The organism is Novosphingobium sp. BL-S-19, assembly GCF_055521675.1.
The window spans coordinates 630,769-653,752 of the sequence record NZ_CM145497.1 but is presented as its reverse complement, the minus strand read 5'-3'; the positions used below and the strand labels follow the sequence as shown (position 1 = coordinate 653,752).

25 protein-coding genes are annotated in these 22,984 nt (G+C 61.9%); 14 read left to right on the top strand and 11 right to left on the bottom strand.

The features are described 5' to 3' along the window. Positions 1–12: 12 nt before the first annotated feature. The gene (locus ACZ1JV_RS02885) at positions 13–234 is read left to right on the top strand and encodes a hypothetical protein (protein WP_465140226.1); all 222 of its coding nucleotides are present in this window, start codon (positions 13–15) and stop codon (positions 232–234) included. 72 nt (positions 235–306) lie between these two features. On the opposite strand, the gene ACZ1JV_RS02880 is transcribed toward ACZ1JV_RS02885, so the two are convergent. From ACZ1JV_RS02880 to ACZ1JV_RS02865, 4 genes are all read right to left on the bottom strand, one after another. Next, on the bottom strand, positions 307–531 hold the full coding sequence (locus tag ACZ1JV_RS02880; RefSeq protein WP_465140227.1) for a hypothetical protein: 225 nt from the start codon (positions 529–531) through the stop codon (positions 307–309). Positions 532–698: 167 nt separating this feature from the next. Beyond that, positions 699–2,606: a ParB/RepB/Spo0J family partition protein gene (locus tag ACZ1JV_RS02875; protein WP_465149491.1), complete on the bottom strand. Its 1,908-nt coding sequence runs from the start codon at positions 2,604–2,606 to the stop codon at positions 699–701. 101 nt (positions 2,607–2,707) lie between these two features. After that, positions 2,708–3,112, bottom strand: coding sequence for a DUF2958 domain-containing protein (locus ACZ1JV_RS02870; RefSeq protein WP_465149490.1), 405 nt, complete (start codon positions 3,110–3,112; stop codon positions 2,708–2,710). Next, positions 3,109–4,137, bottom strand: coding sequence for an ArdC family protein (locus ACZ1JV_RS02865; RefSeq protein WP_465149765.1), 1,029 nt, complete (start codon positions 4,135–4,137; stop codon positions 3,109–3,111). The genes ACZ1JV_RS02870 and ACZ1JV_RS02865 overlap by 4 nt, the downstream gene beginning before the upstream one ends. A gap of 588 nt (positions 4,138–4,725) precedes the next feature. On the opposite strand from ACZ1JV_RS02865, the gene ACZ1JV_RS02860 reads away from it, so the two are divergent. Further along, positions 4,726–5,139, top strand: coding sequence for a hypothetical protein (locus tag ACZ1JV_RS02860; protein ID WP_465140231.1), 414 nt, complete (start codon positions 4,726–4,728; stop codon positions 5,137–5,139). 214 nt (positions 5,140–5,353) lie between these two features. Further along, positions 5,354–5,632: a hypothetical protein gene (locus ACZ1JV_RS02855; RefSeq protein WP_465140232.1), complete on the top strand. Its 279-nt coding sequence runs from the start codon at positions 5,354–5,356 to the stop codon at positions 5,630–5,632. A gap of 603 nt (positions 5,633–6,235) precedes the next feature. On the opposite strand, the gene ACZ1JV_RS02850 is transcribed toward ACZ1JV_RS02855, so the two are convergent. Beyond that, entirely contained in the window at positions 6,236–6,427 is a 192-nt protein-coding gene (locus ACZ1JV_RS02850) for a DUF6771 family protein (RefSeq protein WP_465140233.1), read from the bottom strand. A gap of 97 nt (positions 6,428–6,524) precedes the next feature. On the opposite strand from ACZ1JV_RS02850, the gene ACZ1JV_RS02845 reads away from it, so the two are divergent. From ACZ1JV_RS02845 to ACZ1JV_RS02830, 4 genes are all read left to right on the top strand, one after another. Next, entirely contained in the window at positions 6,525–7,202 is a 678-nt protein-coding gene (locus ACZ1JV_RS02845; RefSeq protein WP_465140234.1) for a heavy metal-binding domain-containing protein, read from the top strand. Between the two features lie 66 nt (positions 7,203–7,268). After that, positions 7,269–7,670, top strand: coding sequence for a hypothetical protein (locus ACZ1JV_RS02840; RefSeq protein ID WP_465140235.1), 402 nt, complete (start codon positions 7,269–7,271; stop codon positions 7,668–7,670). Between the two features lie 363 nt (positions 7,671–8,033). Further along, a complete protein-coding gene (locus ACZ1JV_RS02835; RefSeq protein ID WP_465140236.1) occupies positions 8,034–8,552 on the top strand; it encodes a lipocalin family protein in 519 nt (172 codons plus the stop codon). A gap of 232 nt (positions 8,553–8,784) precedes the next feature. Next, on the top strand, positions 8,785–9,333 hold the full coding sequence (locus ACZ1JV_RS02830; protein WP_465149489.1) for a Ros/MucR family transcriptional regulator: 549 nt from the start codon (positions 8,785–8,787) through the stop codon (positions 9,331–9,333). Positions 9,334–9,368: 35 nt separating this feature from the next. Here the strand turns inward: ACZ1JV_RS02830 and ACZ1JV_RS02825 are convergent, their stop codons facing one another. Both ACZ1JV_RS02825 and ACZ1JV_RS02820 read right to left on the bottom strand, forming a co-directional pair. Beyond that, entirely contained in the window at positions 9,369–9,737 is a 369-nt protein-coding gene (locus ACZ1JV_RS02825; RefSeq protein ID WP_465149488.1) for a DNA -binding domain-containing protein, read from the bottom strand. Positions 9,738–9,873: 136 nt separating this feature from the next. After that, the gene (locus tag ACZ1JV_RS02820) at positions 9,874–10,068 is read right to left on the bottom strand and encodes a transcriptional regulator domain-containing protein (RefSeq protein WP_465149764.1); all 195 of its coding nucleotides are present in this window, start codon (positions 10,066–10,068) and stop codon (positions 9,874–9,876) included. 302 nt (positions 10,069–10,370) lie between these two features. Between ACZ1JV_RS02820 and ACZ1JV_RS02815 the strand changes: the two genes are divergently transcribed. The 7 genes from ACZ1JV_RS02815 to ACZ1JV_RS02785 all read left to right on the top strand — a co-directional run bounded on the left by ACZ1JV_RS02815 (position 10,371) and on the right by ACZ1JV_RS02785 (position 15,977). Beyond that, positions 10,371–11,123: a LuxR family transcriptional regulator gene (locus tag ACZ1JV_RS02815; RefSeq protein ID WP_465149487.1), complete on the top strand. Its 753-nt coding sequence runs from the start codon at positions 10,371–10,373 to the stop codon at positions 11,121–11,123. A 75-nt stretch (positions 11,124–11,198) separates the two neighbouring features. After that, positions 11,199–11,813, top strand: a complete 615-nt coding sequence (locus ACZ1JV_RS02810) for an acyl-homoserine-lactone synthase (protein ID WP_465140241.1) — start codon at positions 11,199–11,201, stop codon at positions 11,811–11,813. After that, complete coding sequence (locus ACZ1JV_RS02805; RefSeq protein WP_465149486.1) at positions 11,803–12,681, top strand: phytanoyl-CoA dioxygenase family protein; 879 nt, start codon at positions 11,803–11,805, stop codon at positions 12,679–12,681. Before ACZ1JV_RS02810 ends, ACZ1JV_RS02805 begins: the two co-directional genes overlap by 11 nt. Then, entirely contained in the window at positions 12,678–13,277 is a 600-nt protein-coding gene (locus ACZ1JV_RS02800) for a GntR family transcriptional regulator (RefSeq protein WP_465140243.1), read from the top strand. Before ACZ1JV_RS02805 ends, ACZ1JV_RS02800 begins: the two co-directional genes overlap by 4 nt. 97 nt (positions 13,278–13,374) lie before the next feature. Beyond that, on the top strand, positions 13,375–13,494 hold the full coding sequence (locus tag ACZ1JV_RS02795; protein ID WP_465140244.1) for a benenodin family lasso peptide: 120 nt from the start codon (positions 13,375–13,377) through the stop codon (positions 13,492–13,494). Between the two features lie 114 nt (positions 13,495–13,608). Further along, positions 13,609–14,226: a lasso peptide biosynthesis B2 protein gene (locus ACZ1JV_RS02790; RefSeq protein ID WP_465149485.1), complete on the top strand. Its 618-nt coding sequence runs from the start codon at positions 13,609–13,611 to the stop codon at positions 14,224–14,226. Beyond that, positions 14,223–15,977, top strand: a complete 1,755-nt coding sequence (locus ACZ1JV_RS02785; protein WP_465149484.1) for an asparagine synthase-related protein — start codon at positions 14,223–14,225, stop codon at positions 15,975–15,977. The genes ACZ1JV_RS02790 and ACZ1JV_RS02785 overlap by 4 nt, the downstream gene beginning before the upstream one ends. Before the next feature lie 132 nt (positions 15,978–16,109). Here ACZ1JV_RS02785 and ACZ1JV_RS02780 read toward each other — a convergent pair whose 3' ends face one another. Genes ACZ1JV_RS02780 through ACZ1JV_RS02765 form a run of 4 tightly spaced genes read right to left on the bottom strand, consistent with a single transcriptional unit; the run spans position 16,110 to position 22,417 of the window. Beyond that, entirely contained in the window at positions 16,110–18,212 is a 2,103-nt protein-coding gene (locus tag ACZ1JV_RS02780) for an Atxe2 family lasso peptide isopeptidase (RefSeq protein ID WP_465149483.1), read from the bottom strand. Continuing rightward, on the bottom strand, positions 18,206–20,815 hold the full coding sequence (locus ACZ1JV_RS02775; RefSeq protein WP_465149482.1) for a TonB-dependent receptor domain-containing protein: 2,610 nt from the start codon (positions 20,813–20,815) through the stop codon (positions 18,206–18,208). The genes ACZ1JV_RS02780 and ACZ1JV_RS02775 overlap by 7 nt, the downstream gene beginning before the upstream one ends. A gap of 38 nt (positions 20,816–20,853) precedes the next feature. After that, positions 20,854–21,867 carry a FecR family protein gene (locus tag ACZ1JV_RS02770; RefSeq protein WP_465138648.1) on the bottom strand — a complete coding sequence of 338 codons (1,014 nt, stop codon included), beginning with the start codon at positions 21,865–21,867 and terminating at the stop codon, positions 20,854–20,856. Beyond that, positions 21,842–22,417, bottom strand: coding sequence for an RNA polymerase sigma factor (locus ACZ1JV_RS02765; protein ID WP_465138649.1), 576 nt, complete (start codon positions 22,415–22,417; stop codon positions 21,842–21,844). Before ACZ1JV_RS02765 ends, ACZ1JV_RS02770 begins: the two co-directional genes overlap by 26 nt. Positions 22,418–22,984 lie beyond the last annotated feature (567 nt).

The window sequence follows — 22,984 nt, the reverse complement described above, 5'->3', positions numbered from 1 at the left end:
TGGAGGAGAGACATGAAAATCTACACGCTGCGCTTTTCGGACGATGGCGAGGGTCTCGCCAGGCGCATCGAATTCAAGGCCGAGGACCTCACCGCCGCGCTTATCATTGCCCATCGCGAGGCGAATCGAAGGACGGCTGAACTTTGGGAAGGAGCAACCAAGCTCTGCACCATTCGGCGCGAAGCGAACGAGAATGAAGTCCCTGTCTTTTCGCAGCGCCGCCAGATGGCCTGAACCTTCGCAAGCGGTCACTGTCGACGGCCGCCCTTTGGTGCGTCCGTCGGTTCGATGGTGCCCGGGATCAGTTCAGCGACGGCGCGTCACGAGGCGGGTTTCGCCGCAAAGGCTGCAGGCATCCTTGTTGCGTTCGAATCCGTTAGTCCCTGCCAGTTCGCGCACAAGCTGATCGGCGTGATCAAGCGGCGAGAGTCCGAGCGTCTGGTTGATGCATTCATCGCAGATCGGATCGGGAGAGAGCCGGGAAACAAGCTTTTCGATGGCGTGAAGCGCGTCGGTCTGAATTGCAGTCATGGTCTTTTTCCTGTCACCGATTGCGTGCCACCGGGATAGGACCACGGCAACGAAGTTTTGGTGTCAGCCGCGGACCCGCGCCTATCAGGGCGCGGGTCCGCGGCCGGAATTTTCTCTCGCCGCAACAAGTTGGATCGGAGGCGGATTGTTCCGCCTCCGATCATTTTTCAGGCCGCCAGCCGGTCGCCTTGCGGTCCGGCATCCTCCGTGAGGTCCTCGGGCCCCGCCCCTTCGGTTGAGCGCGAATCATAGGTTTCGCCCCAAGCCTCGCCGCCCTCCTCTTCCGCCGGTTGTCTGTCGGCTTGCATGGCCGCGCGGTCGTGCGCCTCGACCGTGCCGACTCCGCCCCGCTCGGTATAGGCGGATGGCGGGAAAACCATCCAGCGGGGCACCCAGCCCTCCCGCTTCTCGCGCCCGCCGCTGCCCGCCAGATGGTCGCGGATTATGGCGCGCAAGGTCTTGGCCTTCTCCTTGGCATTGGCCTCGGCCACCAGCTTTCCGGCCACCTCTCCGACCATGGCGAGCAGAATCTCGCGGTCACGCAGCGTTTCGAGAAAGGCTTCGTCGGCCTCCCACCAATCCGCCATGGGAACACCGATGGCGAGCCCCACCGCTTCCACCGAAGGGCTCCCGGCCTCCAGCGCCTCGCCCATGACGAGCGCCAGCACGTCCAAGACCTGCGCATCGGCAAGTTCGGTCAATCGAGCGAACAGGCCGCAAAGCGCGCGCAGCCCGCCCCGCATACCGTAACCGGTCCCGCCGATCACCGTCGGTTCGTCATCCGGCAAGCCCAGAAGCGCCAGAACTTCGCGCCGCCGCGCATCGAACACAGCCTCGGCCCGGCAATTCTCGACGCTTTCCTTCACCGCGTCGTTCTTGGAAGCCTGCGGTTCGACCACGATCCGCCATAGGGCAGACCCGGCGATGGCGTGGGCAACCATGAGCCGCAGGGCAATGCTCGGCCGTCCCAGCAGTTCGGTGCGCACGGCGGCATGGCGGTGAAGATCGATATAGGTCTGGGTGATCGAGGTCAGTTCGGGGCGAACGGCCTTGGGGCTTGCTCCACCCTCTTCCGACAGCCCCGCCTTGGCGAGCCGCGCCGCTCCCTTGCCCGAAAGATAGCCTTCGTGGATGACCACTTCGCCATTGCCGCGAACGTCCAGATAGACGCGCCCGCCCTTGCGCTTCGGGGTCTTGTCATACTCCCACGAATGGAAATGGGTTTCGGGAGGGAGGATGACGGCATCGGTCCAGCCCGCCTCGATGAAGCCCGCGCGCTTGGCCTCGATGGCGGCATTCTGGAGGTCCCAGAATGCGTCCGTCTCGGCAAAATACGCGTCTTCTCCGAAGAGGTCCGAAACCGTGGCAAGCCCGCTCGCCTCGACATCGAACAGCGCATGGCCGGTCGGAACGGAGGTTCCGCCGAACAGGAACGACTTCAGCTGAAAGCCGCGCGGCGCGTAGCTTTCGGGGTCCTCGGCAAGGGCCAGCCATGCCTTCTGCTGCGATTTCGACGCCATGGTGAGATAGCGGATGGTCGCCGCGTCGATCTCTTCGGCCCGGTACATCTCGCGGATGCGGGGCAGAAGATTGCCGAGCGCAAGAATGCGCTTCACCGAAAGGTTTGGCAGACCGAAGGTCAGGCCGATATCCTCGACGCTTCGCCCTTGCTTGATAAGCCGGGTGAAGCAGGTCCAGCGCGAAACTTCGTCTGGATCGAGCCGCGCAATGTTCTCGATCAGCGAGGCCTCGACGGCGCTGGCATCGTCGGCATCGTCCAGCACCGCGCAAGGCAGCATCGCCGCTTCGGGGTCCGGCTCGCCCGCCTCGGTGCAGACAGCGAGCCGCTCGGCGGCGACGATCTGCGCGGCATGGAAGCGGCGGCATCCCGCAATGATCTCGTAGTGCCCGGCCCCCTCAACGCCTTCACAATTGGGCCGAACGATCACCGGCTGGATCACGCCGCGCGCCCGGACGGTCGGCAGGATATCCGACACATCGGGAGCCTTGCGTGCATAGCGCATGTTCGCCTTGCTAACGGAAAGGTTGCTCAGAGCGATGAATTCGAGTTTCATGGGTGTACTCCGGATTGAGAGTGCCGGTCCGTCCTTCAGGTGGAATAGTCGGGCGGACCGGCTTAGTTTTGACGGTGGACGACCGTCTGCGTCTTCTCCCCTCAGCGGGGCGAAAGCCTGATGGCGGACGGGTCCTCGCGCGTGAGCCGGTCCAGAAGCAAAGCGGCATCGGGGATTGATCCAGCGAGACGCGCGGCCTCCGTCCAGACGGAGAGCCGGTGCCGGGTGCAAAAGCCCATGTCGCGTTCGATGGTGAGCCCCATCGGCAGGCGGATCGCCTCGATCTCGCGAAGCGATGAAATGCCGAGTTCGGGGCATCCGAAGCCAAGGTCCGCCAGCCCGAACAAGGTGTCGTCGTCGGCATAGATTTCGGTCACCAGCCAGACCGCACGCCCCATCGGATTGAACAGGCGGACCAGCGGCAGCGGATCGAACTTGGGGTTTTGCATGCAATGCTCGAAATTGGCTGAGAGGATCGAGCGGATGGAGCGGCAAAGGAGGGTCATGCCAGCGCCCTCCCCTCGTCATCGTGGCCATCATCGTGGCCGTCATCGGGGGCGTCCGTGTGGCCGGGTTTCTCGCTTTCGGGCAGGCTTGCCTCGTAGCGGGAAAGCACCCAGTCCGCCGCCTTGCTCGCCATGCTGGCCGCGCGGAAGATTGCCCGGTTGTCCTCGCGCAGGACTTCGAGCCATGCCCCGATGTAATCGGCATGCCGGACAGTAGGAACGATTCCGAGCGAGGCGCACAGGAATGCCGAGCCCATTTCGGCCACCATTTCCTCACGCGCGTAGTCCTTGGAGCCGAACGCACCTGTCAGATTGCGATTCAGCCGTGAACTATGGCCGACTCCATGGGTCAATTCGTGCAGCGCCGTCCGGTAGAAGTTCACCTGATCGTGAAATGCCTGCTGCGGCGGCACTTGTACGAAATCCTGCCCCGGAGAATAGAACGCCTTGTCCCCGCCGATCCGGAAATCGATCCCGCTCGCGGCAATGACGGCCTCGGCCACCGGCACGATCTCGCGTTCGGGCAGTGCCACTGGTCCGGCCAAGAAATCGTCCGGCAATCCCTCGCACTGCGCGACATTGAAGACCGTGAACCTTTTCAGGAAAGCAACCGAACGGGCATCCCCGCCAGTTTCGCGCGCCTTGGCCTTTTCGGCCTCAGGCGTGAAGCGGTCGGCATAGACGACTTGCGTTCCGCGCTCGCCCTTGCGGACATTGCCGCCTGCACTGAGAGCCTGCCGGAAAGTCAGCCAGCCCTGCGAGGCCCAACCGCCCGCAATGACCGCGCCCCACAGGATCAGCACGTTTATTCCCGAGTACCCGCGACGGGTCAGGGCATTGAGCGGAAGCCCTGCTACCGGTCCCCCACCATTCCCACCGGCGGTCTCACTGCTCCACGGTTGCACCCACGGCACCCGCCCCTGTTCGAGTTCTGCGATGATCCGGGCCGTAACCTCGTCGTAGAGCGAGGCCCTGTCGGAACCCCTAGGGGCAGTGGCACGAATTGCGGCCCCCGTGTTGCCGATCTCGGGATTACCCCCGGCCACCCTCAGGGTATTTCCCGATTGCGACCCCGCGCATGACGGAACCTTGCGATTGCGGCGCATGCCTCACCTCCATACCCCGCCCCAAAACCACCATGGCCTCCCCCGACGGAGCGGGGGTGGGCGGCACGGGCGACCGCAAGGCCCGCTGCAGGGCAGCGCCTGCACGCGCAGCCGGGGCCCCGATCCAACAGGATCGGGGTGGCAAGGGCCGGAGCGAAGTCGGAGGAGCCGCATTCATGCGGCTTGCAGGCGGTGCCGGCGGGCCTAGACGGGCGCCGAGCCCACCCGCGCTCCGAGAGGGAGGCCCACAAAAAAACGCCGCGCGCGAAAGCGCGCGTCTGCGTCACCGGTCCATCTTGATGGACCGAGCCCTGCGCCAGCGATCCTCACCGAATGGCCGAGACCGAAAGGGCTCGGTGCCCTGCACGCGGGCACGCTGCCAGCCCGCGCGCGGCATGGAGCGCGGTCGCGCTTCAGGCGCGAGGCGCCGAAAAATGTCGTTAAAACAAAAGGATGTGGCAAAATTCTTATCATATAACGGAAAGACAAAGTGAAAACGGAGACACTGTGACCGGAACAATCATGCTGCAGGCAAAGCAATTCACCCAAGCCGACCTCCATCGCGCACAAGCGCTGGGCGCGGTCGAAGGCAGCTACTGGACCATTACCGGCACCTGTCTGCTTTCCGCCGCGACACTGTTTTATCGAGAGGTCGTCACCTTTCTCCACCTCAACACGCTGGGCTTCACCCCGGCTAGCCAGGACGAACTCTGGAGGATGGGCAAAATCATCGGTTTTGGCTTGCTGGTGATGGGATTCCAGATTTTGCGCCTGAAACGACTTAACCGCAGGCACGCCAGCCTGTCTGCCGAGATCGGTGCCGATGATGGTTACGTAGCGCTAGACAGCCGCAAAGCCTTACACGGAAAGCTGGCGGGGATGACGCATCGCCTGCGCCAAATTCTGACGAAGGGCGTGTAGTTCAAACAGACACTCCCCGACGACGCTGGTTTCGTAGCAGGAGGGTACCGCGATATCGAGGACTGAGCGCATCGAAGCCGGCCTCGGCCCGCCCGCGCCACATGGCCAGGCCGCAACTTTGCAATCGCCTTCCAGAAAGGCATCTGACATTCAAGCCGAGATAACCGGATGCAGATGGAGCAGGCGATTGGCTAACGGAACATGGATGGTTCGCGTGAAGCACAACAAGGTTTCGGTCGGCATCTTCGCATGTTCGCTCTACGAATTGCCGCTCCTGGTGGATGAAGCCTGCGACCCGGGTGCCTGCGAGTTCAAGCCTCTGCCGGCGGGCGGCTTCATTTTCGGAGGCACGGTGGCGCTTCACGAGGTAGACGAGTGCGCCGATCACGATCTGCCCCATTTCAGTGACGGCTTTCTCACGGAAGGATGGGCCGGCGAGGCCTATGAAGAGACGGGCGACTGGCGGCCGATCATGATCGCGCAGAATGACTAGCAGGACGCCGCCATCTGCACCAAGAAGCGCATTCGCATAGTAGAAACCGCCCCCTGATTGGCAGCTTCCACCCATCAAGGGCCCCCGCCGCCCGGACGTCGGCATATCCACCACTCCCGACCCCTCAACCAATCGACAGCGTCTCATCCAATGGTCTGATCGCCCTTATAGTCGGTCAGTCCTGGCCGCCTCCTTTCTATAAATTTCCCAGGACTGGCGGGGGATGCATGATGGGCAGGCGGGAAGCACTGGATCGCCAGTGCAGGACAATCGAGGCAATTGCCGGGGCCGTCGCCATGGCCGGGATAGAACCGGCAGTCCGCGACTACCTGATGGAACTCATCGGAAGAGCAAGGATCGTCGCCTCGCCGGAAGCGCCCGGCAAATACCGCCGCCTATCGATGGCATCGACCAGACAGCTCTACCGCGACGTGCAGTTTTCTGCTCGAGCCGCCTGTCCTCTCGTGGTCGCTGCTAACCCAGATCGCCCAGGCAGACCTTGCGCTTTCGGTGCTTTCCGCACAGCCCAGGCACCGGGTGCCCGGCTAAAAGCCAGTCATGCGTCAGGCCCACGACCGCACGCACGCCCAGCCCCATCATTCATCAAGGGAACAGCTTGAGCTGATCGGGATCCGGAATTGCAGGATAGTCGGAAAGCCGTTCGACGATCGACTGGGCAAGTTCGTCGGCAGCTTTGAGTCGCATGCGCTCATCGCGCATGGTGATCCCGACCCGCGCCCATGCCGGCGCGGTGAGGATGGCCTCCGATAGCTGCTGTGGATCGAGTCTCTCCATGACACGAGGTTGGAACAAATAAAGAACAAAGCACAAGTCCCCTTGCGCGCCATCACTCCAGGCGACATGTGCACTTCTGGCAAAATCAGGGGGTTACATGAGCGACACATGCGGGAATTGCGGCGCGGAAATCACCAGCGGCGGGATCATCAAGGGCCCCAACCGCCGGTACAGCGCCAAGCAGGCCGAGATCCTCAATTTCGTGACGGGTACGCAGTACGCAGAAATCTGCGAGAAGTGCGGCAAGCAGGAATACGAGAACGCAATCCTGAGCCTCAAGACCGAGCGGCAGGCATGCCAGGATTACATGAAAGCGAACGTCGTCGATTTTCCGATGATGACGATCTCGCAAATCCCGCCCGGCGCCGATTGCAAGATCAAATCCATGGTGACCGCGAACGTGACCGTCGGCACGGGCATGTTCAGCGAGCTCAGCCAGGGCTTTTCCGACATGTTCGGCGCGACCAATGTGAATTCGGGCATGGCGCTGAAGGTCAACAGCGGCGAAGCCACAGCCCGCTCGATACTGGTCACCAAGGCGGTGGCGATGGGCGCCAACTGCATCATCGGCGTCGACGTCGACTACGGCACGACCGCCAACAATGCAGCCACGGTCAACATGCAGGGAACGGCCGTCATCATCCGCAATCTCGATGCGATCCTCGACGAGGACGTGCTGGAAAAATTCAGCCAATTCGAGGCATCGCTGGCGCGCGCCCAGGAAATCAGCCGCTGGCTGGCCGGCGATCTCACACCTGACAGCGTGCCCGCGTAAGATCTGGCACGCCTGCCCACTCCCCCGCGCTCCTCAAAAACCTCCAGAACTGCGAGAAATCGTCCCATGCGCCCCGTTCATATTGCCGCCCTCGCCTCGCTTGGCCTCGTGATTTCGCCGGCCTCGGCGCAGGTGAAGGACAGCCACGGCAATGCGCTGCGCGTCGGTCTGCCCGCCAAACCGGCCCCGGATTACGATGGCGGCACGATCAGCGCCGGCCGCCCGGCCAAATGCGTGCTGGACAGAGATGCGCCGCAGGTCTGTACGTTCTACCCTCGCAATCGCGATGGCAGCTTCGCCATCGATGTGGAGGGGATGGCCTATTATGCGGACAAGGTCTCGCCGAGCGAGGTCATCGTCGATTACGACAACGGCGCCCGGATGGTTCCGCAAGGCTCGTTCACGCGCAGCAAGCGCGATCCGGCCTGCTGGGTCCAGGGCAGCGACCGGAAAATTTGCGTCTATTGAGACCAGCCCCCGCGAGAGGGAGAAAGCGCCGGTCTGGCTCCAGCCAGCATGCATGCATGAGGAATCCCGGTCCGCCCAATACGTGCAGATCCGCAAAAAGAAACCCATAAAATACTGACCAATAATCACTTTTGATGGTTGCACGCGGGCCGCGACCGGTCATAGTGCTCTCCTCCCCAAAAGGGAGAAGGGGGCTGGAAGGTGCGACCCGACCCCAGCAACGGCGGCAGTTCATTCGCCCCCCGAACCGCCGCCGCCCCTTACCCCGCCGCTTCGCGGTCCAATCCGTCCCGACATCAGCGCGACTGCGCACATGGAACCCTTCCCCGCATTCGCCGGTTGCGGCACAGGAGGTCTTTTTTCATGTCCGAGCAAAATGCCGAAGTCCGCGCCGTTTCCGAACTCGACCTCGAGCGATATCTCGGGACCTGGTTCGAAATCTGCCGCCTTCCCCTCAAATACGAGGATGCCAAGGCAACCGATATTACCGCCAATTACGCCCTCAACGAGGACGGCTCAGTCCGCGTCGAGAACCGGCTCCTCGACGAGACTGGAAAACCCGACCGGGCGATCGGAAAAGCCGAGGCGACGGACGCTAGCAACGCAAAGCTCAAGGTCAGTTTCCTGCCCGACTATCTGCGCTGGATTCCCTTCACCAAGGGCGATTACTGGGTGCTCGCAATCACGCCCGATTACGAGACGGCGCTCGTCGGCACGCCCGACCGTGATCATCTCTGGGTTCTGTCGCGTACACCGCATCCGCTCCCGGAAACCGTTGAAGGCATGCTCAAGACAGCCACCGCCATGGGCTTCGACTTGTCCAAACTGATCTGGACCGAGCAAAGCGGCGTGCCGGTCCCTGCCAGTGCATTCGCGGACTAACCAAACAGTTCAACCACTGGCAGGCGCCTGACTGTCGCTGCTCGGATGGGCACGCACCGGTGCCGCATGGCAACCTTGATGCAGCCGATCAAGACAGATGAGAAATGCGGTTTCGGCCATCAATAGAACCGCGAGACCGACAAAGGAACTGCAAGGGCGGATAGAGAGGGCGGCATTATACTTTTGAAAATGACCTCAATTATCGATTCCAACTTGCGTTTCGAACGCATTGATGGTTGCCACGGGACCGGTGCGATTCACATTTTCACGCGGGTGGCAAATTAAAATGATGAAGGACGTCCTACTGGAGCTGACGAGCGACATTGTCGCTGCGCATGTCACGAACAATACCGTTTCCGCCGACCAGCTGCCGCAGATCATCGCAGCAGTCTACGGGTCGCTCGACAGGCTCGGGCAGCCGGCGGAGCCAATCGAGGAAGAACGCGTTCCTGCGGTCCCGATCAGGTCTTCCGTCAAGGCCGATGCCATAGCTTGCCTGGAATGCGGCGCGAAGCAAAAGACGCTGAAGCGTCACCTGATGGCGCAGCACGGCCTTTCGCCCGATGAATACCGCGCGCGCTGGAAGCTAGCTTCCGACTATCCGCTGGTAGCGTCCGACTACGCGGCCACGCGCTCCCAGATGGCGCACAGCATTGGGCTTGGCAGCAAGGGCGGCCGGAAAAAGAAGGTCGAGGCGCCCAAGGCACCCGTCGAGAATGCCGAAATACACGCGCCGACTGCGGCCAAGACCAAACGCAAGCTTGGCATCAAGGCCGGTTGAAGGCGATCGGAGAGCGAGCCGGCGGTCCTGGCCGTTCAAGCGATTTCCATGCCCATCAATGAACGGTACTCCCCCGCCGCCATCGACCGCGCATCGCGGACGAGGCGGCGGATCCGCGACTTGAGGGAATCCGATCCGCCGTTCGGACCGGCCCACTGCGTTCCGTAAAGGGCTTCCGCCATCTGCGCGATGCTTGCCCCGTCGGCGAGCGCGTCGGCAACGCGCAGGGCCGCTGCGAAGCGCTCCATCCTGGGATCCGGCGGGAACAGCGAAGTCACGAAGCGCCTATGAGCGCACAGGGCCAGCAGACGCCTGAGAGGCTGGATCCGGGGCCGCAGGGAAGCCAAGCCCGCCAACCTGTACTGTAAAACGACTGGCCCATCCTGGAGGGTCCCGGCAAGCACATCCAGCCTTATCCGGCACCTGCCGTCCGTCAGCGCAACGTGCTCGCAGCCTCCTGGCCCCACAACGGAACTGAACCAGCAACGGAACCAGAGAGGGTCGATGGCGTCAGGATCGCTGGGGCGTGCAAGCTGCGCCTCAACCGGGATTGCTCCGGGGTCGAACGCCGCACTCCAGATGAGCTTTGCCCCGCAGGCGCCGACTGCGGGGTTCTCGGCGAAAGTGAAGTCCCCATTTTCGGGTCACCTCCCCATCGCCTCCGCCACGGGTCGCTTCGCTCGCGCGGACGTACCACTCGATATACCGGGGATCGCGCCGAAGCCATTCCCACATCATTGCAGCGCGATCAAGCCTGATGAGATGGCGATATTGCGTGCCATCGCGCCAATTCGATTCCGAAGCCGGCGCATTGCCGCAGCCCCCGGTCATGGGGCCGGCACGCCCGCTTCCCGCGCGTATGACAGTTGTGTGACGCAAATCACATTGCGACCTGCCACCAAGACGATAAGTTGCACGCTACGTACAATCGCGGATCGCTGAGGGAATGAGGGCCCGATGCGTTTTCGCCCGTAAGCGGAAAGGACGGCTCGACGCGTCCTGGCGGCTTGAGACGCCGCGGAGAGCCGGTACGACGCATGGGCGTAATCAGCGCACACAAGAAATTCGAGAAACTCATTTCGGCGGCAGAGAATCTGCAGCAGCTCAACCTCGCCATGGCAAGCATTACCCAGGCGATGGGCTGCGACTTCTACGCGATCGGCCACCACGTCGATTGGGGCCCAGCCAAGCCCCACGCCTTTCGGCTTCAGAACTACCCTTCTCACTGGGTAGACTTTTACGACAGCAACAATTGCTGGGGGCGGGATCCCGTTCAACGGGCGTCGGGCCGCACTCAAAAGCCGTTTCTGTGGCGCGAGACTTCTGATTTCATCGAGGTAACGGGGAACGACGAGCGGTTCATGGCGCTTGCCCAGCGTAACGGGCTTGGCGACGGCATCACGGTGCCCTCCAATATTCCCGGCGAGTTCCAGGGGCCTTGCACTTTCGCGGTCGCGCCGGGCCGGCATCTCAACGAAGACGGCGTCTATCTGGCGAGATTGATCGCACCAGACATCTTTCATGCGGCCCGCAAGCTGATTGGAATGGCGCAGCTTATCGGACACATGAAGACGGCCCAACTGACGCAGCGCCAGCGTGATTGCCTGCTCTGGATCGCAGCCGGCAAGTCCGACTGGGAAACCGCGATCATCCTGGGGATCAGCGAAGAGACGGTGAAGCAGCATATCAGCGACGCCTGCAACCGCATGGGAATAAAGAAGCGCACATTGTTGCTGTTCCTCGCGTTGCGGAACGGAGCGATCAGCATTTCAGAGGTGCCGTTTCGCTGATATCCCCCTTTCCGGGGATAACGCTGACTGAATTTCCGCAGGCAGAAATACGAACCTTTTCAATGGAGGTTCGCCATGATCCACTGCCTTTCGCGTCCACCGGCCAACGGGGAGCACGCCGTCCTTCGCGCCATGTTCGAGGCGCGCAAGCGCGTCTTCATCGACCTGCTGAATTGGGACCTGCCGGTCCTTGGCGGTCGTTTCGAACTCGACCAGTTCGACAACGAGCGGGCCATCTACATTGTGCTCTCGGACAACAACGGAGCCCATCGCGCTTCGGCCCGGCTGCTCCCGACGACGCAGCCGCACATTCTCGACAGCCTGTTTCCCGAGCTGTGCGAGGAAGCCATTCCGCGCGGGCCCACCACCATGGAAATCACACGCTTCTGCCTCGAGCGCCGTTCCAGCGCCGCGCAGCGCCGAAAGTCCCGTGACGAACTGGTTCATGCGCTCGTGCGCCATGCCCTCGAGAACGGCATCGAACGCTATACGGGCGTGGCCGACCTGCCCTGGCTGCGCCAGATATTCGCCTTCGGCTGGCGCTGCAGACCGCTTGGGGCGCCCAAGACGATCGGCGGCCGTCGCCTTGGCGCCCTGTCGATTGAGATCGACGAAGACACACCGGCGCTGCTGGAACGCGCCGGCCTTCTGGCTGCGGACGACCAGCGGGAGGTCTGCCATGCGCATTAACGACCTGGCCGGTCGCGCGCGGCGCGACTGGGCCGCCCTCATGGACACGGGCTACTGCCTGATCAAAGGTGCCGTTCCGGCTGACGAGGTCGAAGCGCTGGACCGCGATCTTGCTCCCGCTTTCGAGACGACGCCTCTGTGCAGAGGCAAGTTCTCCGGCGAGAAAACGCAACGTTTCGGGCGCCTGCTGCTGCGCTCCACGCGAACGGAACGCTTTGTCTTTCACGAAACAATCAAGGCCATGACGGAGAACGTCCTGGCGCTGGGATGCGATAGCATGCAGCTCAGTGTCACGCAGGGGATTGCCGTGCACCCGGGCGAAGCCGACCAGTTGCCTCACCGGGCCGAACATGTCTGGATGGCGGGCAGCGAGCGCTATGAACTGCTGGTCAACGTAATCTGGCCCCTGACGGCGCACATGGCCGAAACGGGTTCAACCCTCGTCTGGCCGGGCAATCACAAGCGGGGCGTCACTTTCCCGCCACCCAAGGACCCCGGAGTTGCGATCGAGATGGTTCCAGGCGATGCGCTCATGGTCCTGGGGTCCACGTTGCATGGAAGCGCGGCCAATCGATCCGATGGAATCCGCCGCGCAGTCAAGATCGGATATTGCCTCGGCTGGCTCAAACCCGAGGAGAACCAGTGGCTTGCCTATCCACCGGCGATTGCCCGGCGCTTCTCTTCTGAACTTGCAGACCTCGTTGGCTATCGGCGCCACAGGCCCAATCTCGGTTGGCACGAAGGGCAATGCCCATCCCTGCTGCTCGCGCCTCACCCCAGCGAACCGACAGGGGCCACCGACACCCTGCCCTCTTGGGAGTGCGCAGCTCTGGCGGCCTTCTCGGCCCACCAGGAACCGCACGCATGAACGCGGGCATGACGGCCGAGCGGGTCTACCAGGAACTCAAGGACATCATTCTGTCCGGGTCCATCCGGCCCGGCGCTCGGCTGGAGCCTGCCCGTCTCGCGGCTCGCCTTACCAGCAGCGCGACCCCTGTCCGCGATGCACTCCACCGCCTTGCCGGCGAAAATCTCGTCGATATGCGTACCAGCGACGGCTTTCACCTGCCGCCGCTCAACGAAGTCTTACTTGGTGACCTCTATCGCTGGAACAACGAACTCTTGAGGATTGCCCTACGACACCGAAGGCGATCCCCGCCCGGCAGTGGCGGCGAAGTCCAATCCGGCGATGCGGCAAGTGTCTTTGCGGCGATCGGCGAGGCAACGCGAAGCAGTCCGATCACCATGCACGTCGCTTCCGCCAATGCCATGCTGGCGACTGCGCGACACGCCGAATCGACCATTCTTGCAGGCGTCGCAGCAGAGGTTTCGGAGATTTGGCGCCAGTTCACACAGTCTTCCAGTGAGACAAAAACATCAATTCAGAACTACCACAAACGAAGATTGTTACATTTACCTGAGATAATAAAGGCAATAAATCAACGCGCCCCGCAGCCCAAATAACAATCGATCTATATTTTAGATATAGATTTCAGATCAGACTTCAATCGCAATACACTTGTTGGCGCCGCAATGGTGCGGTTTCAATGAGGAGTATACCATGAATCGAGAACTGACCGTCATCGAGCTGGGCACTGCCAGCATCGAGACCCGCGGCAGTATCGGTGCCAAGCAGGACGGGGTGCTGCTTCAGCCCCAGACCATGCTCACCGACGACTGACCATCTGGATGCGCGGCCCCGCAAGGGGTCGCGCATCTTGCGTTCCCTTGCGGAGTTCCTGCCATGCCCTATGCCCTGTGCCGCGGGGTCTCGTATTGCCGGATCGGTGAGAGATTGCTGTTCCTCGATCTGGCCTCGGATCGTTACCTCTGCCTGCCTCCCGCGATTGAGGCCTGTTTCATTGCGCTCAGCAAAGGCGAAAACGCGGATGGCGCGATAATGGCCTACCTGCGCGAGACCCGCCTTATCGAGCGGGCCAACTCCCCGGACCTCGGTGCGTGCCCTGCGCTTGCGCCGCCTACCTCCAGCCTGCTCGATGCTGCGTTGCCGGAAACAAGAGCCATTCTGCCCGCGATCACGCGGTTGGCACTCGCTTCCGCTTCGCTCAAATGGCGAGGGTTCCTTGCCGCTGTCGCGGGTCTCGCCATACGCAAGGATAGCAAGCGCGGCGCATCGCCGCTCGCGAACAGTTCTGATGGAGACAGTCTCGTCGCGCTCCGCGTCGCCGCTGCTTTCGATGCCTGCGACAAACTCGTCGGCAGCAGGGACAAATGCTTGCCCCGTTCGCTGGCCGCCGCGCATCGCATGTTGGATCTCGGCCTTCCGGCCCACCTTGTCGTGGGGGTGCGGCTGAACCCGTTTCATGCCCATGCCTGGGTGCAGTGGAACGATCTTCTCGTCAATGAACGCATCGATGCAACGCGCGCGTTCACTCCGATCCTCGTCGTATGATCGAGGATCGCTTCGTCCTTGTCCTGGACGCCCACGAGAACGCCAGGGAATGCGCACGATCCCGCATTTCCGAACTCGGTCTCGCCCCCGTGATAGACGAGCCCGGCATTCTTCTCGCCGTGAGTGCAGAGGCACGCATCATTGAACTTGGGGATGCCGGTGCGGTAATCGGTGCCGTCTATGCCTCGGGCATCCGGCACCGGCTGGAAGCGATCGACACCGACACCATCGTAACGGTCCGATCCTCAAGGGGACAGCGTCTCGTCGAGGCGTTCTGGGGGGACTATGTCGCGATTGTGCGAGGAGACGGGGAGACCGCGCTCGTTCGCAGTCCGTTCGGACGTCTCGCATGCCACTACGTCAGAACAGAGCATGGCCTATTCGCGGGATCGCATCTCGACGATCTCCTTACCCTGGCAGGCAAGGCGCCAACGATCGACTACGCGGCCATTGCCAGGCAGCTGATCGCCGGCAGCATGCGGCATTCCTGGACGTGCCTTGAAGGGATTGAGGATCTGCGCGGCGGGGACCGGATTTCCTTCGACCATCGGGCAGCTGTCCGCCACGATCAGGTATGGACGCCTTGGAAGTTCGTGCAGAGCAGGCGGACCATCTTCGATCGCGACGACGGATCAAGGCGCCTCAGGCATACTGCCATGGCCTGCGTCGCCAGACTGACCGAGCATTTGGAGCGTCCCTTGCTCATGCTTTCGGGCGGCCTGGATTCCTCGGTTACAGCGGCCTGCCTCGCCGCCACGGAACGCCCCTTTATTTGCCTCAACCTCGCAACCGCGCACGATAATGCCGGCAACGAGACCGAGTATGCGCGAATGGTTGCCACTCATCTCGGGCTGGAACTTGCCGAACGCACAATGGGTGAGGATCCGGAAGACATCAGGGAGTTCGCAAGGAACAGGCTACCGCAGCCGGCGGCACGCGGTTTCGAGCAGCTTCTTTTCCGTCAGGCCGGACGCTTCGCCCAAACTGCCGGCTGCGACGGCGTGATAGACGGGGGCGCCGGCGACAATGTGTTTGGAGCCTTGATGTCCGCGTCGCCAGCCGCCGATTGTCTGCTGGATCCTGCCGGCGCCGGCGATTTCAGAAGGGTTTGCAGCGATATCGCCAGCATCGTACAGGCGCCGCGTTGGAAAATCGCATGGAAAGCGCGGCGACGCGCCTACTCGGCGACGAGGCCGTTCCGCTGGCCGATCGAAACCCTGTTCCTGAGCAAGGATGCCGCCGCGCTCGCCGACGAGGCAGCGCGCCATCCCTGGATCGATGCCCACAGCGTTGCCCTTCCCGGCCGGGCGGCGCACATCGCCATGATCGTGGCGGCCCAATGCGTGGCCGAAGATGGTCCCTACGGCGCCCGCATCAATGCAGTATCCCCCCTGCTCGCGCAGCCGCTCGTCGAACACTGCCTCGCCATTCCGAGCTGGTACTGGTTCGAGAACGGCTGCAACCGTGCCGCAGCCCGGCGCGCTTTCGAAAGCCACTTACCGCACGATGTCGCATGGCGCCGGTCAAAGGGCGCGCCGGACAGCGCCGCAATCGCCATGTTCGCAAGAAACCGCCAAGTCATCCGCGACGAACTTACGTCGGGCGTGCTTTCCCAGTCCGGCATCCTCGACATGCGTGCCGTACTCAAGACCATAGACGACCCGCGCCCGATCACGGGAACCGACTACAACCGCATCCTGCAAATCTTCGATGCACAGTGCTGGGCAAGAGGAATCCTTGAACGCTCCTAGGCTCTGGTCGCTTCCGCCTGAAGAACTGTTAAACACCCGATATCGGAGGCATTGACGTCGCCGGAGCCGAAGATCATGCGCGGCAGAACCTGATCGTTCAGTTGCCTGTGACAGTCCCCCCCGCAGCGCAGTTCAATGCACTTTCACCCCAGCCGATCGCATCGCCTCCCACCTCTCGTATTGCAGACGCTTCGACGGGGCCTCGTCCTCGCGTCCCCCGAGCCAGAATTCGAACCAGTCGATAGACCGATCGTAAGTTGCCAGCCGATGAGCTGGCTGCCACTTGTCGTGAAACTCATCAGGATAAACAAACAGCTCGACGGGCTTTTCAGCTTCGCGAAGCGCCGTAAATGAAGGCAGCGCCAGCAGCGTCTCGCGGTCAGCAAGCTGCATGAGTATCGGCGTGTCGATCCGGCGCGCATTGACGGTCAGGGACAGCGGCTTCCAGAACTCCCGATCATCGTCGACAAAAGGTGGCAAGCCGGTTTTCCGGTTCTCATCAGCCCAGGCGAAGCCTCCCAATGCGAGCGAACTCAGCACATCGTCGCAGCAAGAGCTCATGGCTGCTGCAGCGAACCGGCGCGAATTTACCATCGCAAACTGGACGCTGGAGGCGCCATCACTGAGCCCGGTGATGCCAATCCGGTCGGGGTCGATGAAGCCTGTCGCGACTGCCGTGTCGATCCCGCGATCGAGAGAAGACATCAGGCTCCTGCGCTCGTTCCAGCCGTTGTGGTCCGCGGCCAGCGTCTCTTCCCAGCTCTTCAAGCCGGGAATGATCGAGGACGAAGATGGCGGGCGCTCGAAGCTCAACACGGCCAGCCCGTGAGCCGCCATGGGATAGATTGGGTAATCATCGCCGATACCGCCGCGCAAGAAGCCTGTGCTGTGGTACTGAACGATCACCATGGGGAGTTTCGAATGGCCGTCATATCCCGGCGGCAAGACAAGATCGCCCCAGGCAGGAAGGCCCCGGTCGTTGGCCCAGCGCAACCTGCGGACCGTCCCTAGCCTCAAACCGGCAAATTCCGGATTTGGATCAAAGATGGTCCTGAACCGTCCCGATTGCAGATCCAGGGCAGCAATGCGCCGAGGCGTGGTCGCATTTTCACGGCCACAGATGAGTTCGCTGGCAGCCTGGATGCAACCGGTAAACGCATCGCGCGTGCGCAAGACGAGCGAGATGCGTCCGGATACGGGCATCCAGCGATAGAGCGTCCAGTCTTCGCCGTTCCAGCCTTCGCGACGGAGGAAGACTATCGAACGCCCTCCACTTTCCCAGAACACACGCAATATCCGCCCCACGCATTGCTCCAGACCGCACGGCTGTTCCTTGCCGCCGGGCATTTGCGCCCAGAGCCGCAACGGCGCTTCGGGATGACCGGTTGTCCCGGCGGTCCAGGCAATCGCACCATTCCTCGCCCACACAGCCGAACCGCCGTGAGTATCCGGCCCGGGCGACGGCCAAGACCTGATCCGCTCCTCTTCGGCCGCCACGCGAACCGATCCGCTCTCGAGATCCACAATGAACGCGCGCTGCGGGATATCGCGCGCCCAGGGTTGCGGCTCCCACGATTGCTGGGGAAGTATGCTCGAGTCGTAGCGCCAGCCGGAAAGCCCATCTGCCTCCGTCTTGCGCTTCGACCCGAGCTGCCCTGGTCTGGCGAGGTAAGTTATGTGCGACCCGTCGGGCGACCAGGAGAAATCTTCGATATCTACGGGAGACTGCGTCACGGCCTGCGTGCCGTTGCCATCGGCTCCAACTCGCACGATCTGGACAACACCTCCGACCAACTTCCGGTATGCAAGCGACTTGCCGTCAGGCGCCCAGACCGGCGTAATGAGGTCGGGCAGGCCAGTGGTGATGAACACACCCCTGAAGACGCCTGCCAGCTTGGGAAGCTGACCTCCTCTGTCGAGCACTTTGGCAGGCGAGCGGCCATCGGCCGCGACCGTCACCAGCGCCGAGCAGATTGAATTGGTTTGCGGATCGCCGCGAGTAATGACGAAGGCAAGGGTCCTACCATCAGGAGAGAGAGCGAGTGGACTGGCGGCCCCACCCATGACTTCCGGAAACCCGATGTCGCGCAAGCGCGCGACATCGAGGGTGGTAATCTCCCTTTTCCCATGCACTGCAGTCACCAGCGGCATAAGGTCATCGCAAGTGGCGTACGCGCGAGGCGAGACCATGCCCGCGGCGAGGGCCGCGAGCATGACCGGAAAACGATTTACCATTTCTTGGTCACCGTCAGGCTGACCACGCGCCCGAACGGCGAGTAATTCGTGCTGTCGTAGGGCGTATCCAGAAACGAACTGGTCGCGATCGTATCCGGCTTGTCATTGAAAACATTCTGGATTGAAGCAGTGACGTCGATTCCACCGAGCGGCCCATGCAGGCCCTTGGGATGGAACCGCAACGTGAAATCGACCGGTACCATGCCGGAAACCTTGATTGACGGCGTCGAACGGATGTCGCGAACCGGACCGATGTAATTGACCGCCGCTGTAAGCGTCAGGTCGGCACCGGCCCAGCTCAGTTCCCCTCGTCCGCGAACGTGCGGCGGATTGAACAGCGTACCGGCCAGCTGCGTCCAATCCTGGCCGGCTCCGAGCTGCTGCTTGCTGTCGAGATAGCTTGCATTGAGCGAGGCACTCAGCCGTCCTTCGCCAAGATCGAAACTGTAGCGGCCGAGGATGTCGACACCATGGATGTTCTGGCGCCCGGCATTGACGTTGGAGTTGTCGACGATCGCAACCACGCTTGCGGGGTCATAGGCACCACTGGTGAGGTTCGTGAAAGTGATGAGCCGCGAAATGACGTCGTTCTGTTGGTCGACCGTGGGATCGAGCGTGACATAGGGAGCGTAGAGCGGATTGGTCAGCGCCTCTCTGGTATAGGTAATCGGCGTGACGATCCGGTTGCGGTAGCGAATGTCGAAGTAGCTCACCTCCAGTTCGGCGCCGTCAAGCGCTGTCGGATGAAGCGCCAGGGTAGCCGACCAGTTGGTGGATCGCTCGGGTTTGAGATCGGGATTCCCACCCTGGAAATCGATCACGGTCCCGTTCGTACCCCCGAAGTAGTAGGAGTCCTCGAGGTAGCCGGGATTGGCGGTATATTGCTCGTAGAAGGTCGCGGCCCGGAAGGATTTGCCCCAGCTGCTCAGAATCGTGAAATCCTTGGTCGGATCGTATATCAGCCCCAGTTTCGGGGTCGCGACCGATGCGATACCGGGATACTTCTCGTAGCGCGCGGCAGCACTCAGATTGAGGCTTCTCCCCAAGGCCGAGTTCTGGTCGGGTGCGATGAGCGGAATGCTCAGCTCCCCGAAAGCATAATAACTGTCGCGGGATTTATCGACGAATTGGCTGGGCCCAAGGGTCGTCTGGCGGTGGAATTCGTCGCGCCGGTAGCCAGTCCCGAAAGCCGCCTTGATCGCGCCGACAGGCAGATCGAAAAGCTTGCCGTTCCCGCTCACTTCGACATTGGCGGTGGCGTTGCGATAGTAGCCATTGCCCACGCTTGCCGAGGTCGCACCGTAAGTAACCGTCCCCTCATAGTAGACCTTGTTCCATCCGTAACTGCCAGCGAGGGTGACTTCCCACTGCGCGGGAAGTGACAGCGTCACGCTAGGGGCCAGTGCCCAGGATTCCGCTTTCTGCAGCGTATCGTATCGGCTCACTGACAGGTCGCCGGTCGCATCGAGCGGCATTACCTGCTCGCGCCGCCGCTTGTTGTAGATACCATCGAGATCGAACGTCAGGTTGGAGGCAAGATCCTGCCGAAGCGTCAACGCTGCATTGTAGTGATGCATGGCAGGATAGACTTCGAGCCCCGGAGAGGTATTCCTCAGGTAGGAGCGCTGGCTCGACTTGATTGCCGAGTTGCTCCCATATTCGGCCGAAACCATGGCGCTGCCGGAAGACCAGACTTTGCCGAGCGTTGCGCCATATTGCTGCTGAAAATTGCCCCCATCGGTCGAGCCGCCGACGCGCGCCGTCGTTTCCAGCCCGTCGAAGTTTCGCCGCAGGATGATATTGGCAACGCCTGCGACGGCATCGGAGCCGAATAGGGCTGAGGAACCGTCTGGCACGATGTCGATGCGTTCGATTGCTCCGAAAGGGATGGCTGAGACGTCGACACTCTGTAGCGCAGCATCGAAGCTGAGCCGGCGACCGTCGAGCAAGGTCAGCGTTGCATCGCTTCCCAACCCGCGCAGATTGATCGAGGCCCCACCCCCAACGTCAATATTCTTTCCGCCAGGGAGGTTCGCGCCGACCCCAGGATTTTGACCACCCGAGAAGTTTTGCGGAATGGCGCGGATCACGTCGTCCGCGCTCGACTGCCCGGCATTGCGCATTTGCTCGCGACCGTAAGTCAGCTGCACCGATGCCACTGGGGCGCCGCGGATGCGCGATCCCGTGACGACGATGCCGCTATCATCGGCGTCGCTTTCGGCGCGCGTGCTGACGATTACTCCGCCGCCAGATGGACTGAACTTCAGCCCGGTGCCGGCAAGGACAGAGGCAATCGCTTCCTCAAAGGTCAGCTTGCCATCAACGGCGCCTGCAAGCCGATCGTTGACCACCGCATCATCGACGCTGACATTGCGGCCGAAAATGCGCCCCATGTCCCGCAGTGATGCGGAAAGCGACTGCGCAGGAAGATGGACCTCGACCCTCGTATCGGCTTTCGCAGCAGCCGGCGCACAGATCATCGTTGCGGCCGCAGTCATGCTGCAGCACGCCAGTAGGTGATAACGCACTTGTGTACCTCCGTCCCCGAGGCCTGCTCTCAGCAGAACCCTTCGGAAGGCGAAGCGCCGTCCTTGAAAAAACACCCTACGCTCAGCGGAAATATTTTTCGAAAGCTGCAGCCTCAGCGATACACAATCGCAAAACTGCCGTCCGCGCGCGTTTCGAAGCCAAGACCGAAGGTGCCTGCTACCTGCCGAGCGAAGCTTTCCGGATCCGATCGCCTGAAGGCGCCGGTGACTTTCATGGGACGCGTCGATGATGCCTCGTAGAGGACAGGAGTGGGAGCAGTCCGGTTGAAGACAGCAACGGCCTGACCGATTTCCACGCCGTCGAGAACAAGCATGTCGTTGGGCCACTGGCTGTCGGCAGCAACGATCGGCGTGGGATCTCCGACAGAACCACGTTCGATCGCGATTTTCCGGCCCGCGGTCAGTTCTTGTCGCTTGCGACCATGCCCTCCGCTGGCATCTCTCACTTCGACAGCGCCCTGTAACAGAGCGACCCTCACAAACGTCTGCGCCAGTTCGACGTCAAAGAGGGTTCCGTGCGCAATCACCCTCGCCGCCCCTGCCTCGACCACGAACGGCCGCGCCTTTTCGTGTGCCACGGAGAAGCGCGCCCTCCCGGCAAGCAACCGCAACCGCCGCTGCTGCCCATCGAAGGAAATCTGCATCCGCGCGCCCCGATCCAGGATTATCGTCGACCCGTCCGGAAGAGATACATGCCGTGGGGGCTCCTCCAGCGATGCCACTTCCATCCGGGAGACCGCGTCCGGCACGTCCCAACTGCGATGCATGAGAATGGGAACGAGCACCCCCAGCAGTATGAGGCCGGCCGCAGCAGCTGCATATTTGCGGAGCGAAGTTCGCAGCAGCCATGGCTTTGCGATACCGAGATCCCTGTTCCTGACAGTCCCTGTGCTGGCAAGAAACATGGTCGTGTCGAATGACCGCACCCTGCGCTCATACGCTTCAGCATGCGCGGGAAAAGCACGCCATTCATCGAACTCGGCACGGAAGCTTTCTGCGTCCGATCGCCGCATCCGAATGAACCAGTCGTCGGCTTCCTGCTCGAGGCTCATTCCACCCCCATTGTTTTCCTGCCCGGCATCATGGCTCGAGCCTTCGAGTGACATGCCCGATCGCCCGGCTCATGTGCTTCTCGACGGTCTTTACGCTCAGCCCCGTCCGCGCCGCAATCTCTCCGTAGGTAAAGCCGTCGAAGCGGTGAGCGAGGAAGATTTCGCGCGTACGCGGCGCCAGTTCCGCCATGATCGCCTCCAGCCGGGCAAGCATGTCACGAGCCTCGGATGAGGCGACGCCATCAACGTCGGCGATCGGGATGTCATCCGAACACACACGGAGGTTTGCACAGCGACGCCGGTCGTAACGCGCCTCGCTCCGGATCAGATTGATCGTCGCCTGACGCAAATATGCGTCGGGCGCCTCTACTTCCAACGGATTTGCCTGCCCCCTGGCCGCGAGCCGTGCGAAGAGCTGCTGGACGATGTCCGGAGCACGATCAGGCTGGGTGTGACGCATGGCAAAGCGCACAAGCTTAGCGCAATGGGAACGGTAGAGCCGGTCGATCCAGTTTCCTTTCGGGAATTGAACCCGATCTTCAGGTGGCAGAGGGTCACCGTCCGCGATCCTTGGCGGGCAATCCTCATCGATATTCAGGCGCATATGATCGCCCCACCTGTCACGAAACAGGTTTCGACCGCGCGCATCAAGGGCGCGCTCATCTTGCCCAAATCCACGGGCAGCTCTCCAGCCGGAGACCGCACGGCGAACGCCGGGCGGGGCCAACATTTGGAATCGATTACCGGCGCCTTTAGCCTGAGGCCTGGACATTCGCGCCAGCGGCCCGGATGCACGCACCGAGCGATTTTTCCTACAAGGCTGTTGGTTCGCCTTCACGCCCTCTGAAGGCGCATTTGCAATCATACGTATGGCACGCACCAAGGCAAGCCGCAGTTTTGATGAAAAATGCCGGGCGTGAGGGATTACCACTGTCTTGAGACAATGGGCCAAGACCTTTAGTCACAGCAAGACCTGAACATACGTCCCGGCCACCCGGACAATTCCAGACCGTTCGGCGACGCTATCAATTCTGATGTCAGCTTCCGTTGCCACCTTGTGCGACACAAAACGCCGTCAACATTTTTGAGCTTGGATCGCCGCCCCGACCAACAATACCATGCCACTCAAGACGGAGAACACAGAATTAAATTTTTGAAGCCCCTCGCAGGA